Raw genomic sequence first — 13,535 nt, 5'->3', positions numbered from 1 at the left:
GTTGTGGCTGGAGCATGATAAATGTTTGATGTTGGTTGGTCGGAAATACTGGTCATCGCGGTCGTTCTGATTGTGGTTGTAGGTCCGAAAGACTTGCCCAAAATGCTGCGTGCGTTCGGCAAGGCGACGACTAAGTTTCGGGCAACTGCAGGTGAGTTTCGCAAGCAGTTTGATGAAGCTCTGAAAGAAGCCGAACTTGATGATGTTCGTGGCATTATAAATGATGCAAAGAGCCTCGACCCGCGCAATGACATACGCAAAGTATTCGATCCCGTCAGAACAATAGGCGAGGAAATACGCTCTACATTGAAAGATGCGACGGATACGGCGAAGGATAATGTGGCCATTCCCGACCCATCAGCGCCCGGTGCCACGCAGGCGCAACCTGTGGTGATGGAGCCATTGCCGCCTGTTGACGAGCCAAAGAAAAAGCCGAGGGCTGCGGCCAAGCCAAAGGCAGCCCCCAAAACCACGACGACCGCTAAACCCGCCAGCGCGGGGCCTGCAAAGGCAGTCGCTGTTAAGCCAGGCACAACAAAACAGACTGTCACAAAACAGACTGCTGCCAAAGCAGCCGCAGCGCCGGTCAAAAAGACGGCTAAGCCACGTGCCAAGAGCAGTGATACGGGGACGAAATCTTGAGCAATACCGACGATGAAATCGACAAGAGTTCAGCGCCGCTGATAGAGCATCTGATTGAGCTGCGCCGTCGTCTTATCTGGGCTCTGCTGGCTTTTTTCGTCGCGTTCCTGGGTTGCTTCCATTTTGGCAAGCAGCTTTTCAACCTGTTGGTTATTCCCTATCAATGGGCAGTGGGCTGGGCAGGATTTGATCCGGCAAAGGCGCAGCTGATTTACACCGCACCACAGGAGTTTTTCTTCACGCAGGTCAAGATTGCCATGTTTGGCGGTATCGTCATTGCCTTCCCTGTTATTGCTTCCCAGATTTATAAATTTGTTGCGCCCGGGCTCTACAAGAATGAGCGCATGGCCTTCTTGCCGTTTTTGATCGCCTCACCAATTCTGTTTCTCATGGGCGGTGCTCTGGTCTACTTTTTCTTCACGCCGATGGTTATGTGGTTCTTCCTTGCCATGCAGCAGACCGGCGGGGCCGGTGAAGTGCAAATTTCCTTGCTGCCCAAGGTTTCCGAATATCTCAGCCTTATCATGACGCTGATATTCGCGTTCGGACTCGTTTTTCAGTTGCCGGTTGTGACGACCCTTTTGGCCCGGGTTGGGTTGGTCGGCTATGAAGGTCTCAGATCAAAGCGCAAATATGCGATTGTGATTGCTTTCATCGTTGCCGCGGTGATTACCCCGCCTGATCCTGTCAGCCAGATCGGTCTTGCGCTTCCCACCATCCTTCTCTACGAGATTTCCATCTGGATGGCGCGTCTGATCGAGAAAAAGCGTGCGGCTGAGACAGAAGCACAGTCGAGCGAAATCTCGTCCTGACACTCTCCAGTTCGCCGGGGTTCGCCCCATAAGATATAATTATTCCAGTACGGCTTTACTCTCATGCATGACATTAAATGGATCGTCCAGAATCCGCAGGCTTTCGACGCCGCAATGGCCAAGCGCGGAATGGAGCCGATTTCGTCGCGCTTGATAGAGCTTGACGAAAAGCGGCGGCAGTCCATAGCAAAATCTCAAGGGCTGCAGGAGCGTCGCAATGCCGCTTCCAAGGAAATTGGCAAGGCGATGGCCGCCAAAGATCAGGCTGCGGCCGATCAGTTGAAGGCGGAAGTTGCCGACATCAAGCAAGCACTAACTTCCGCCGAAGAGGAAGAGCGCCAGCTAGAGCGCGCGCTCACTGAGGCGCTTGAAGTGCTGCCCAATATTCCGCTGGATAGTGTGCCTCTGGGCAAGGATGAAAGCGGCAATGTGGAAACGCGCCGCGTCGGCCATCTGAAGAACTTTTCGTTTGAACCGAAAGAACATTTCGAAATAGGCGAGAAGCTTGGATATATGGATTTCGAGCGGGCTGCGCGCCTGTCCGGCAGCCGTTTTACCGTTTTGAAGAGCCAGCTTGCGCGGCTGGAACGGGCTCTTGGTCAGTTCATGTTGGACATGCACACGACGGAGCATGGCTATATGGAGGTCAATCCGCCGCTATTGGTCAATGACGATACGCTTTATGGCACCGGGCAATTGCCGAAATTTGCCGAAGATCTCTTCAAGACCACTGACGGCCGCTATCTCATCCCCACTGCCGAGGTGCCGCTGACCAATCTGGTGCGCGACGAGATTCTCGATATTCGCGATCTGCCAATCCGTATGACTGCTTTGACGGCTTGTTTCCGTTCCGAGGCGGGTTCCGCCGGGCGTGATACGCGCGGCATGCTGCGCCAGCACCAGTTCATGAAGGTGGAACTGGTTTCGATCACCGATGCGGAACGCGCCGTCGAAGAGCATGAACGCATGACTGCCTGCGCGGAAGAGGTGCTTAAGCGCCTTGATCTGTCATTCCGTACCATGACGCTTTGCACCGGCGATATGGGGTTCGGCGCGCAAAAGACCTATGATCTGGAAGTTTGGCTTCCGGGACAGAAATCCTACCGCGAAATTTCAAGCTGTTCTGTTTGCGGTGATTTTCAAGGCCGGCGGATGAATGCCCGTTACCGGCCAGAGGGCGAGAAATCCACCCGTTTTGTCCACACATTGAATGGTTCGGGCACTGCTGTTGGCCGCGCTTTGATTGCAGTTGTCGAAAATTATCAGAATGAAGACGGCAGCGTTACAGTTCCTCAAGCACTTGTGCCTTATATGGGTGGGCTGACACGGATCGAAAAAGCGGCTTAAACAAACGGGGTAGGGCGATGCGGATTCTCTTGACCAACGATGACGGAATTCATGCGGAAGGTCTGAGTGTTCTTGAACGTGTCGCCCGCCAGCTTTCTGACGATGTTTGGGTCATTGCGCCTGAGACGGACCAGAGTGGACTTGCTCACTCGCTGACGCTTTCCAACCCATTGCGGCTGCGCAAGATTGATGACCGCCATTTTGCAGTGAGCGGCACGCCGACCGATTGCGTCATCATGGGCGTCAAGCATGTGATGCCCGAGCCACCAGATCTTGTGCTTTCCGGCGTCAACTCCGGATCAAATACTGCAGATGACGTAACTTATTCGGGTACGATCGCCGCAGCCATTGAAGGCACTTTGCTGGGGATCAAATCCATCGCTTTATCGCAAGAGTATAATCTCAACGGTGGCGCTCGCGTCCTGCCATGGGAGATTGTGGAAGAGCGCGCTCCGGATGTGCTTCGAAAAGTGCTTGGTGTTGAATTGAACAAGGGCGTTCTCGTCAACATTAATTTCCCCAGTTGCCAGGCTTCCGAGATCGCAGGCACCCGCGTGACGGTACAGGGAAAGCTTTCGCACGGGTTGACGATTGAAGAGCGTCACGATGGGCGGGGTTTGCCCTATTACTGGCTTCGATATGGACGGGGTAAGGATGTGCCTGCCGAAAACAGCGATGTCGCTGCGATCCGCAACAACTACATTTCCATAACGCCATTGCAGCTTGATCTGACCGCGCATGAGATGCGAGCCGTTCTTGAGGAAACATTTATATGAAACCGGCCATGTCCGAGCGTGAAGGTTTTGCGGCTTTTGTGCTGCGTATGCGCAGGTTGGGCCTAAGCGACCAGAGATTGATGAGCGCTCTTGAGGCCACGCCTCGCATGAGTTTCGTGAGCGGTAACCTTGGCAATGTCGCTTATAGTAAGGGCGTATTGCCTATTGAGTGCGGAGAATTCATTGAAGGCCTGGACCTTCAGGCTCAGTTGATCAAGGCGCTCGAGCTGGAACCATCGCACCGGGTTTTGGAAATTGGAACGGGTTCCGGTTTTACCGCCGCCGTCATGGCCCGGCTTTCAGGACGTGTCCTATCACTTGAACGCTATCGCACACTGGTTGAGCTTGCGCAGCAGCGTCTTCAGGCTTTGAAAATTGAAAACTGTATTATCAAACATGCAGACGGGCGGTTGGGGCTCGCAAGCGATGGCCCCTTTGACCGGATCATCGTCTGGTCTGCGTTCGACGCTATGCCAAGGCATTTTGTCGATCTCCTTTCGTCCAACGGTATTTTGGTGGCGCCTATCGGCCCTGTTGACGGGGAGCAGACAGTTGCACGTCTAACAAAGATTGGCAGCCGTTTTGACCAGCAGGAGTTGATGCGCGTAAGGTTCCTGCCCTTGGCCGAAGGGGTTTCCTCGGCGCTTTAACCTGACTGCGGCCGAGCCAAGCGTTTACGAGCTTGGTGAATTTTTTGCAAATTTTCGAAAGTTTTAACGGTCGGGTAACATTAACGCGATCTAATGCGTCTAATATTCTTGTATGAGTACGGGCGGGATTAAGCGATGCGTTTGAGTACACTAGACAAAGCGTCACGGCGGTTGGCTCTCAATGCCGCCATTCTCACAGTTGCCGGCATTGCTGCCGGTTGCAGCTCCGGGGTGTCACGTTTCTCCAGTGCAGATTTCAGCTCTGGTTACAGTGATAACCAGAGATCGATCATGCAGACCCAGAACAGTGGTTCGGTGGCGCCGGTCGATTCAACCTACACTGCTTCGGTCAATAATGCGCCGATCCGCTCATCGGGCGGTGTTCAGCGCGGTAGTCTGCCGCCCGTTGGCAGCCAAAGCGCTTCTTCATTGCCGCCGGTTTCCTCGCAGCCTTCGCGCCCGGCTCTCGCTCCCGTTGCGAACAATGCGCCAGTACGTCAGCAGCAGGTCGCCATGGCGGCACCCATGCAGACAGCGCCCGCAGGGTCTGCAACTTTGAAGACACCAGATGGACGCGAAGCCAGAATGCCTGCCGCTACTGCGCCCGCGCAGGCCGCAGCAAAACCCATCACGACTTCAACGGCAAGCGGCACCTATAAGGTTCAATCCGGCGATACGCTTCATGCCATTTCGCGCAAGACAGGCGCGAATGTCGATGCGATCAAGCAAGCCAATAATATGCAGGACGGAACAGTCCGTCTCGGGCAATCGCTGATCATTCCGCCGTCCAATTCATCGCTGGCACAAAATGTTGCCAATACGATGAAGCCCAAGGGCGGCACTGACCAGGTGAAAACTGCTGCTACACCGCCTGTCGAACAGCCTAAGGTTGTAGCAAGCGCACCTGCTGCAGCTGCGCCTGCTACAGCCGCCGCCGGATCGGAAGCCAAGCCCTATACCCCGCCGCAAGCGAGTGAAAAGGCTGCAGGCGAAGCGGAGAAGGAAGTCGCATCAATTCCATCGGCTTCGGGTGCATCGCAATTGCGCTGGCCTGTACGGGGCCGCGTTGTCGCCAATTACGGCAAAGGTAGCGACGGCATAGACATTTCGGTTCCGGAAGGCACCCCAATCAAGGCCGCCGAAAGCGGTGTCGTGATCTATTCGGGCGATGGACTGAAGGAATTCGGCAATACGGTTCTGGTCCGCCATGATAATGGCTTGGTCACCGTTTACGGCAATGCGAGCAAGCTGAACGTTCAGCGCGGCCAGAAGGTCAAGCGTGGCGAAGAGCTGGGCGCATCCGGAATGACTGGCAATGCTACAACGCCGAAGCTTCACTTCGAAGTTCGCAAGAATTCGACGCCTGTCGATCCTACAAAATATCTCGAACTATAGTCAGTTCATTGATTTCCAAAAAAGCCCGTATTGTTTCGATACGGGCTTTTTTATTTTAAAGCTTTTTGCCAAGGCGCCCGGCAAGATCCTGTATGAACTGCCACGCAACGCGACCGGAGCGCGCGCCACGCGTGGTTGACCATTCAAGTGCCTGCGCATGAAGCTGATCTTTTTCCATAGCCAGATCAAAATGTGCGGCGTAGCCGTCGATCATTGCAAGATAATCATCTTGGCTACACTTGTGAAATCCAAGCCAAAGACCAAAGCGGTCCGATAGAGACACCTTTTCTTCTACGGCTTCCGATGGATTGATGGCTGTTGAACGCTCGTTCTCGATCATATCCCGCGGGAGCAGATGGCGGCGGTTCGATGTCGCATAAAAAATCACATTGTCCGGGCGGCCTTCGACACCGCCCTCGAGCGCGGCTTTCAATGATTTGTACGACGTATCATCATGGTCGAAAGAAAGATCATCGCAGAACAGGATAAACAGGTAGGGCGTATTCTTGATGATGCCCATCAAGGCTGGCAGGCTATCAATGTCTTCGCGGTGAATTTCAATGAGTTTGAGCGGGTGAGCGACGGCCGGAGCTTCAGCATTTACCGAAGCGTGCACGGCTTTCACAAGCGAAGACTTGCCCATGCCGCGCGCACCCCAGAGCAGAACATTATTTGCCTGCATGCCATCGGCAAACCGTTTGGTATTATCAAAGAGAATGTCGCGGACCGTATCGACACCTCTGATCAAGGAAATGTCGACGCGATTGACCTTATTGACGGGATCGAAACCGAGACGGGATGGGTTCCATACAAAACAATCGGCAATTTCCAGATTGACAGGCTGCGGGGTTGGCGGCGCCATGCGCTCTAGCACAGCAATCAAACGGTCAAGTTTTTCGCTCAGCAATTCCTCAATCATACCAGACATGCCCTTACATTCTTCAGTTTGAACGTCACTATCATGTTGACTGATAATGGAAAAGCAGTCGTGGTGGTTTTGTACTGTTGCTTTTGCCAGCTTAAACATTGTATTGCGCTGGTTCTGACTGTTTCAAATTTGATCTATCTGGAGGTTCTATGTTCGTAACTCCCGCATATGCACAGGCAACGGGTGCCGGTGGCGCTCCGGAAATGCTGATGAGCATTCTTCCCTTCATTTTGATCTTCGTGATCATGTATTTCCTGATCATCCGCCCGCAGCGTACAGCCGCGAAGAAGCGTGAAGAGCAGCTGAAGAATATTCGCCGCGGCGACACCATTATTACCGGTGGTGGTTTTATCGCCAAGGTTACGAAAGTTTATGAAGACACTGGTGAGCTCGACGTTGAAATCGGTGATGGCGTAAAGGCTCGTGTTCTTCGTGGCATGGTTGCAGATGTTCGCGTTAAAGGCGAACCGGTTGCCGACAACAAGAAATAAAGCTTAAGTGATGGGCGGCCCTGGAGCCGCCCTTCTGATTCTTGAGGTTGCGACCGTATGCTTTACTTTAGCCGCTGGAAGACTGTTCTCATCTGGACTGTGGTCCTTGCCGGACTGATACTTTCGCTTCCCAATGCCTTTACGCAGAGCCAGCTGGACAGTTTGCCGGACTGGCTACCCAAGAAACAGCTTGCTCTCGGGCTTGATCTTGAAGGCGGCTCACGCATGCGCCTGCAGGTGGATAAAGAACATCTGCCTGATACCGATGCCACCGTTGCAGTTCTTACGCGCCGTCTCAGCGAGCTTGGCTACGCCAACCCGCATGTTGTGACTGAACGCAATGGCCGGGTGTTGATTGAAGTGCCTGGTCTTTACGATTCCCAGCTACTCAAGGACATTCTAAGTCTCACAGGCGAATTAAGTTTTCGCATGGTCGATTCTTCCGTGCCCGTGCAGCAGGCGATAGACGGCACGCCGCCCGAAGGCGATGAGGTAGTCTACTCTTTTGACGATCCGCCTGTTGCCTATCTCGTCAAAAAAGAGCCGCTCGTTACCAACGAGAATTTTGTCGATGCACAAGCGGGAATTGACACGGCCACGCAGCAGCCGGTGATTACATTCCACCTCGACAGTGTCGGTGCGGATCGCTTCTCCAAGGCGACAAAGGCCGGTATCGGACAGTCATTCGCCATTGTTCTCGATAATCAGGTTCTCTCGGCTCCTGTTATTCAGGAAGCGATACCCGGAAATACGGGGCAAATTGCTGGAAATTTCGATCTTTCAGGTGCCAGCAATCTCGCACTCGTCATGCGCGCCGGTTCGCTGCCTGCCAGTGTAACTGTCATTGAAGAGCGCACCGTGGGTACTGACCTTGGTGCTGCCTCCGTCTCCTACGGGAAAATCGCTGCCCTTGTTGGCGCAGCATTGGTTATCCTGTTCATGCTTTTGACTTATGGGTTGCTGGGTGTGATCGCCAGCATTGCTCTGGTTGTGAACGTCATTCTCATCTTGGCCGTCCTGACATTGTTCGGTGCGCCGCTCACGCTTGCCGGCGTTGCCGGTATCGTTCTCACCATCGGAATGGCTGTCGATTCCAATGTACTTATTTATGAGCGTATTCGCGAGGACAGGCGGGCTGGTTTCTCGGTTATCCAGGCTATAGATTCGGGCTTCGCCCGTGCTCTTGCAACTATTGTCGATGCCAATATCACGACATTGATCGCAGCTCTGGTCCTCTTCACACTTGGCAGCGGCCCCGTGCATGGATTTGCGCTGACGGTTACCATCGGCATTGTCACGACATTGTTCACCACGTTCACTTTGACCCGATTGCTTGTTTCGGTTTGGGTGCAACGCTCCAAGCCAAAAGAAGTGCCCGGCGCGCTGCTCAAGCTTGTTCCTTACAATACCAAGATCGCCTTCATGAAGCTGCGGAGTTTGACGCTGGGCTTTTCCGCCCTTTCAAGCATTGCAGCGATTGCGCTTTTCCTGATCATCGGGATGAATTTCGGCATTGATTTCAAGGGTGGAACGATGGTCGAAATGCAATCGTCGGAAGGTGCAATCGATCTTGATGACGTCTACAGCCGCCTCGATGAACTCAATATAGGTGACGTGAAGATCGAACGCTTCAAATCCGACGACCGGGCGTTGATTACTGTGGGAAGTCAGGGCGAAGGCGAAGATGCGGAACAGACCGTGGGGGTCAAAATCCGCGGCGAGTTTCAGGACGAGTATAATCTTCCACGGGTAGATGTCATTGGGCCGTCCGTATCATCGGAATTGTCTCAAGCAGGCATTTTGGCTGTGGGCCTTTGCCTCGTCTTGATCTTTGCCTATGTCTGGTTCCGATTTGAGTGGCACTTTGCTCTCGGTGCTATTCTCGCAACGATCCACGATGTGCTGCTTCTGCTTTTGATGTTCATTGTCTTCAAGATGGAATTCAATCTCTGGAGCATTGCCGCCTTGCTGGCGATTGTCGGCTATTCGCTGAACGATACAGTGGTCATTTATGACCGGGTACGCGAGAATTTGCGCAAATATGGCAGCAATGTTTCGCTGTCCAGCATATTGGATGCGTCTATTAATCAAACGCTATCACGTACCATTCTCACGTCTCTGGCGACCTTTCTGGCCCTCATTGTGCTTTACCTCTATGGCGGCGATGACGTGCGTTCCTTCGCGTTGACCATCGGTGTAGGCATTATTGTTGCGACATACTCCTCGATCTTCGTTGCTGGCCCGCTATTGATGCTCTTCGGGCTGAAGGGCCGCGACGTCATGGATGAGCAGCATCCTGCGCCAATTACCGACGAAAGCAGGATTTAAAAGTGGCAAAAGGCATAGAGATTAGGGATGCGCATTTTCCAGGGCGCGCACCCATTGACGCTTATGGCAATGGCGGCTTTCGGTTTGCCGATATGTCACATCGCGGCTCGATCCTGTGCCTTCCTTCCGGGATACATGGCTGGGAGCCAAAAACACCGCCCGTACCGACTGTGGCTGATTTGGCCCTTGTTCTCGAACAATCTGCGGAAATTGAAATCCTGCTGGTCGGCACTGGTACAGAACTGCGCCGTTTGCCGGAAGAGTTGCGGGAAATATTGCGCAAGCACCGTATTTCATCCGATCCGATGAGCACCGGCGCGGCGGTGCGTACCTATAATGTGCTCTTGGCTGAAAACCGCGCCGTCGCTGCGGCGTTGTTTGCGGTGGATTAATTCTCCGGTCCGGCTATATCTCACCCCATGAATGTCAATGAAACTCACTGCATCCAGTTGCTGCGGGACGCCGATCCTGATCGCTATCTGTCTGTCTTATATGCACCGGAAGCCAAGCGGGGCGCTTTAGCGGCTCTTTACGCGTTTAATGTCGAAATCGCGCGGATTCGCGATTTGATTCACGATCCTTTGCCGGGCGAAGTGCGGCTACAATGGTGGCGCGATCTGATCAATGGCACAGAGCATGGTGCAGCAGCAGGTAACCCGGTTGCCGCCGCCCTTGTGGATACTATTCAAACATACAATCTGCCCCATGCGGCTTTCGACAATTATTGCGAAGCGCGGATTTTTGACTTTTACGATGATCCCATGCCGAGCCGAAATGATCTGGAAGGTTATTGCGGAGAAACGGCTTCAGCCATGATCCAGCTTGCATCGCTGATCCTTGACACGGAGCAGGCGGCAAAGCATGCCGATCTTGCAGGACATGCCGGTGTTGCCCAAGCCATCACAGGACTTTTGCGGAGTTTGCCGCTACACCGCCGTCGCGGCCAAGTTTATATACCTGCTGATGTACTTAGCGCTGTGGGGTGTACCTCGCAGGTCCTGCTGGATGGCACTGACCGGCAAGCGACCGAGCGTGCTGTCGCGGCCATGATCGCGCTGGCTGAGGATCATTTTTCCAAATTTCAGGCAGGTTCTGAAGGGTTGCCGAAATCTTTGCGCCCCGCTTACCTGCCCGTTTGGCTGACGCCCGTCTACTTGAAGCGGTTGAAAGCAAAGGGTTTCGATGCGTCGACCGAGATCGCAGAAATCTCACCTCTGCGCCGCCAATGGACGACGTTTAGAGCATCGATAGGTTGATTATTCGACTTGGCTGCAAGACTTATTCTGCGTGGTTCGACAAGCTCACCGTGAGGAAGGTTGAGGTTTGCAGGGAGTAGTTCTGCTAACTCATAGCTATCTATGCAGCCAAGCCACCTTCCTCATGGTAAGCAATCCTGAGCTTGTCGAAGGGCGAACTACGCATGAAGCTCATGCCACCTTGTTCTAAATATCCAGCTCTTCAACAAAGGCAGCGCGATCCTGAATGAACCGGAAGCGCGCGTCAGGACGCGTTCCCATCAGATCATCGACTGCAAGGCGCGTTTCATTGGCCCACTCTTCATCAATCTGAACGCGAAGCAGCGTGCGCTTCTTGCGATCCATCGTGGTTTCTTTGAGCTGATCGGCGCGCATCTCGCCCAGTCCCTTGAACCGGCCGATTTCGATCTTTCCACGACCCGTGAAAAGCGTCTTCATCAACTCGTCCTTATGGGCGTCGTTGCGCGCATAGGCCACTGTTCCGCCTTGAGCGATGCGGTAAAGTGGCGGGACGCCAAGGAACAAATGGCCATTGCGGATAAGGTCGGGCATTTCCTGATAAAAGAATGTGATCAAGAGCGATGCGATATGAGCGCCGTCAACGTCAGCATCGGTCATGATGATGATGCGATCATAGCGCAGATCTTCATCGCGATATTTTGACCGGGTACCGCAGCCAAGCGCTTGTATAAGATCGCTAATCTGCTGATTGGCCGTCATTTTTTCCCGGCCGGCGCTGACAACATTCAAAATCTTGCCGCGCAACGGCAGAACAGCCTGCGTCGCACGATCCCGCGCCTGCTTTGCGGAACCGCCCGCGGAATCACCCTCAACGATAAAGAGTTCTGCACCGAGCGCTCCGGTTTGACTGCAATCAGCCAGTTTGCCCGGCAGACGCAGTTTTTTCACCGCTGATTTACGGTTGACCTCTTTTTCCTGACGGCGTTTTACCCGCTCTTCCGCGCGGTCCACCACCCAATCGAGCAGTTTCGATGCTTCTTGCGGCGATGCAGCAAGCCAATGGTCGAACGGGTCGCGAATGGCGTTTTCAACAAGGCGCTGTGCTTCCACCGTTGCAAGCTTATCCTTGGTTTGGCCGACAAATTCAGGTTCGCGAATAAAGACGGAAAGCATGGCAGCAGATGAAATCATCACGTCGTCGGTGGTGATGATCGATGCCCGCTTGTTGTTCGTCAGTTCCGCATAGGCTTTCAACCCACGGGTGAGGGCGATGCGGAGTCCCGCTTCATGCGTTCCACCTTCGCCTGTGGGAATGGTGTTGCAATAGGAGTTGACGAACCCATCGCCGCCATACCAGGCAACCGCCCATTCCATTGATCCATGCCCGCCGGATTTTTCCGTCTTGCCCGCAAACATTTCGCGGGTAACTTGAAAATCCTTGCCCAGCGAAGCGGCCAGATATTCTTTTAGACCTCCGGGAAAATGGAAAACTGCTTTGTCCGGTGTCGGATCCTTGGGATCGAGCAGCGAGGGAGCGCAACTCCAACGAATCTCAACGCCGCCGAACAAATAAGCCTTGGAACGGGCCATCTTGTACAGGCGCGCTGGATCAAACTTTGCTTCCTGCCCGAAGATTTCTGCATCCGGATGGAAAGTTATGCGCGTGCCACGACGGTTTTGCACTTCACCCACTTCTTCAAGCGGGCCAAGCGCTATGCCGCGTGAGAAACGTTGGCGATAAAGGCGTCGATTTCGCGCAACTTCTACCTCAAGATGGTCGGAAAGCGCGTTGACCACTGATACGCCGACACCATGCAGACCGCCGGATGTTTCATAGACTTTGGAATCAAACTTACCGCCCGCATGCAATGTCGTCATGATGACTTCGAGGGCGGACTTATCCTTGAATTTCGGGTGAGCATCGACCGGGATACCACGACCATTATCCGTTACTGAGAGATAGCCGTTTTCATCCAGATCAATGTCAATAAAATTGGCATGACCGGCAACGGCCTCATCCATGGAATTGTCGATGACTTCAGCAAAAAGGTGATGCAGCGCCCGCTCATCCGTGCCACCGATATACATGCCGGGGCGACGCCGAACCGGCTCCAGACCTTCGAGAACCTCAATGTCCGACGCGTTATAATTACCGCTCGTTTCCGGAACGGCACGCGCAGGAGCGCGAGCCGGAACTGGCTTGGTCGGCGTAACAGGCAAAGCCGCAGCAACCTGTGAAGGTGCTTCGGTTTTTTGGGCCGGTGCTATTGCTTCCTGCCGCTCGCGTGCAGTCTTCACGATTGCTGAAAATAGGTCGTTAGTATCATCCATGGCAGGCCAGTATTTTATGGTTTCGAATCACTTTTAATCTTTGCATGGTTCCGGTTTAAACGCGATGGGCGTTCGCCATATGTTCCAAGGTTCGCCGCTGAACATAACGGTGAATCCCCATATTTTACGCTGCTTTGAGCGCTGCTATACGATCTTCCAGATTGGAAATCCGATTGCCGAGTTTTTCATGATGGTTCTTGAGTATGCTTATTTCGGCATTGATGGTCGCCGCATCTTCAGCGATATCCACAGGGGCCTGACCAATACCGTGCATCAACCATGTTGGCGTAACACCGAGAAACCCGGCAAGCATGACAAGCCTATTGGCCCGCGGCTCTGACCGGTCCGACTCCCATGCAAGGATTGTCTGGGTCTTGACGCCAATGCGCTCGGCAACTTGCGAAACACTCATGGATTTGGCATCGCGAGCCCGTAGCAGCCGTCCACCCATGGTGTCCATGTCAGGCGTTTCGGTCATGATATTCGAGCGAAAATTCATGGAATTCTCCAGTTTTTCTTATTTTTTCAGTCTTGGGAGGGCTCGTTGCACCATTTACGGCCCCAAAAGTCAAATTTTGCAGCTATTGCGCGAGATTGTTTAGGCGCCGAGATTGCTTT

Annotated in this window: 13 protein-coding genes; 10 read left to right on the top strand and 3 right to left on the bottom strand. The window is 53.6% G+C overall.

Annotation, left to right across the window (positions count from 1 at the left end; genetic code table 11):
* Nucleotides 1-21: 21 nt before the first annotated feature.
* From tatB to AC6CHM_RS04040, 6 genes are all read left to right on the top strand, one after another.
* Nucleotides 22-642, top strand: coding sequence for a Sec-independent protein translocase protein TatB (tatB, locus tag AC6CHM_RS04065; RefSeq protein WP_115052923.1), 621 nt, complete (start codon nucleotides 22-24; stop codon nucleotides 640-642).
* On the top strand, nucleotides 639-1,454 hold the full coding sequence (gene tatC, locus AC6CHM_RS04060) for a twin-arginine translocase subunit TatC (RefSeq protein WP_307285424.1): 816 nt from the start codon (nucleotides 639-641) through the stop codon (nucleotides 1,452-1,454). Before tatB ends, tatC begins: the two co-directional genes overlap by 4 nt.
* 63 nt (nucleotides 1,455-1,517) lie before the next feature.
* Nucleotides 1,518-2,801, top strand: coding sequence for a serine--tRNA ligase (serS, locus tag AC6CHM_RS04055; RefSeq protein WP_440809314.1), 1,284 nt, complete (start codon nucleotides 1,518-1,520; stop codon nucleotides 2,799-2,801).
* A 17-nt stretch (nucleotides 2,802-2,818) separates the two neighbouring features.
* Nucleotides 2,819-3,577 (top strand): 5'/3'-nucleotidase SurE, encoded by a 759-nt coding sequence (surE, locus tag AC6CHM_RS04050; RefSeq protein ID WP_336440013.1) that lies wholly within the window; start codon nucleotides 2,819-2,821, stop codon nucleotides 3,575-3,577.
* Nucleotides 3,574-4,227 (top strand): protein-L-isoaspartate(D-aspartate) O-methyltransferase, encoded by a 654-nt coding sequence (locus AC6CHM_RS04045; protein ID WP_115052927.1) that lies wholly within the window; start codon nucleotides 3,574-3,576, stop codon nucleotides 4,225-4,227. Before surE ends, AC6CHM_RS04045 begins: the two co-directional genes overlap by 4 nt.
* Before the next feature lie 135 nt (nucleotides 4,228-4,362).
* A complete protein-coding gene (locus tag AC6CHM_RS04040; protein ID WP_498172072.1) occupies nucleotides 4,363-5,622 on the top strand; it encodes a peptidoglycan DD-metalloendopeptidase family protein in 1,260 nt (419 codons plus the stop codon).
* 55 nt (nucleotides 5,623-5,677) lie between these two features.
* Here the strand turns inward: AC6CHM_RS04040 and AC6CHM_RS04035 are convergent, their stop codons facing one another.
* Nucleotides 5,678-6,541 (bottom strand): ATP-binding protein, encoded by an 864-nt coding sequence (locus tag AC6CHM_RS04035; protein WP_498172647.1) that lies wholly within the window; start codon nucleotides 6,539-6,541, stop codon nucleotides 5,678-5,680.
* A gap of 158 nt (nucleotides 6,542-6,699) precedes the next feature.
* Here AC6CHM_RS04035 and yajC point away from each other — a divergent pair, with 158 nt between their 5' ends.
* The 4 genes from yajC to AC6CHM_RS04015 are packed head-to-tail and all read left to right on the top strand — an operon-like array spanning nucleotide 6,700 to nucleotide 10,625.
* Nucleotides 6,700-7,041 carry a preprotein translocase subunit YajC gene (gene yajC, locus AC6CHM_RS04030; RefSeq protein ID WP_106663125.1) on the top strand — a complete coding sequence of 114 codons (342 nt, stop codon included), beginning with the start codon at nucleotides 6,700-6,702 and terminating at the stop codon, nucleotides 7,039-7,041.
* Between the two features lie 57 nt (nucleotides 7,042-7,098).
* Complete coding sequence (gene secD / locus AC6CHM_RS04025) at nucleotides 7,099-9,369, top strand: protein translocase subunit SecD (protein ID WP_498172070.1); 2,271 nt, start codon at nucleotides 7,099-7,101, stop codon at nucleotides 9,367-9,369.
* A 2-nt stretch (nucleotides 9,370-9,371) separates the two neighbouring features.
* Nucleotides 9,372-9,761: an Mth938-like domain-containing protein gene (locus AC6CHM_RS04020; protein ID WP_354343831.1), complete on the top strand. Its 390-nt coding sequence runs from the start codon at nucleotides 9,372-9,374 to the stop codon at nucleotides 9,759-9,761.
* A gap of 27 nt (nucleotides 9,762-9,788) precedes the next feature.
* On the top strand, nucleotides 9,789-10,625 hold the full coding sequence (locus AC6CHM_RS04015; protein ID WP_354343829.1) for a phytoene/squalene synthase family protein: 837 nt from the start codon (nucleotides 9,789-9,791) through the stop codon (nucleotides 10,623-10,625).
* Between the two features lie 186 nt (nucleotides 10,626-10,811).
* Here the strand turns inward: AC6CHM_RS04015 and parE are convergent, their stop codons facing one another.
* The gene (gene parE, locus AC6CHM_RS04010) at nucleotides 10,812-12,917 is read right to left on the bottom strand and encodes a DNA topoisomerase IV subunit B (RefSeq protein WP_307285395.1); all 2,106 of its coding nucleotides are present in this window, start codon (nucleotides 12,915-12,917) and stop codon (nucleotides 10,812-10,814) included.
* Nucleotides 12,918-13,041: 124 nt separating this feature from the next.
* Nucleotides 13,042-13,416, bottom strand: coding sequence for a helix-turn-helix domain-containing protein (locus tag AC6CHM_RS04005; protein ID WP_498172068.1), 375 nt, complete (start codon nucleotides 13,414-13,416; stop codon nucleotides 13,042-13,044).
* Between the last annotated feature and the right edge of the window lie 119 nt (nucleotides 13,417-13,535).

This window comes from Phyllobacterium sp. GQ127 (assembly GCF_059758635.1).
The sequence above is the reverse complement of the archived record's forward strand: the minus strand, read 5'-3'. Positions and strand labels throughout refer to the sequence as shown.

What these genes read in the sequence shown, in the direction of transcription:
- tatB (WP_115052923.1), top strand. Translation starts at nt 22, where the DNA reads ATGTTTGATGTTGGTTGGTCGGAAATACTGGTCATCGCGGTCGTTCTG.
- serS (WP_440809314.1), top strand. Translation starts at nt 1,518, where the DNA reads ATGCATGACATTAAATGGATCGTCCAGAATCCGCAGGCTTTCGACGCC.
- surE (WP_336440013.1), top strand. Translation starts at nt 2,819, where the DNA reads ATGCGGATTCTCTTGACCAACGATGACGGAATTCATGCGGAAGGTCTG.
- AC6CHM_RS04045 (WP_115052927.1), top strand. Translation starts at nt 3,574, where the DNA reads ATGAAACCGGCCATGTCCGAGCGTGAAGGTTTTGCGGCTTTTGTGCTG.
- AC6CHM_RS04040 (WP_498172072.1), top strand. Translation starts at nt 4,363, where the DNA reads ATGCGTTTGAGTACACTAGACAAAGCGTCACGGCGGTTGGCTCTCAAT.
- AC6CHM_RS04035 (WP_498172647.1), bottom strand. Translation starts at nt 6,541, where the DNA reads ATGATTGAGGAATTGCTGAGCGAAAAACTTGACCGTTTGATTGCTGTG.
- yajC (WP_106663125.1), top strand. Translation starts at nt 6,700, where the DNA reads ATGTTCGTAACTCCCGCATATGCACAGGCAACGGGTGCCGGTGGCGCT.
- secD (WP_498172070.1), top strand. Translation starts at nt 7,099, where the DNA reads ATGCTTTACTTTAGCCGCTGGAAGACTGTTCTCATCTGGACTGTGGTC.
- AC6CHM_RS04015 (WP_354343829.1), top strand. Translation starts at nt 9,789, where the DNA reads ATGAATGTCAATGAAACTCACTGCATCCAGTTGCTGCGGGACGCCGAT.
- parE (WP_307285395.1), bottom strand. Translation starts at nt 12,917, where the DNA reads ATGGATGATACTAACGACCTATTTTCAGCAATCGTGAAGACTGCACGC.
- AC6CHM_RS04005 (WP_498172068.1), bottom strand. Translation starts at nt 13,416, where the DNA reads ATGAATTTTCGCTCGAATATCATGACCGAAACGCCTGACATGGACACC.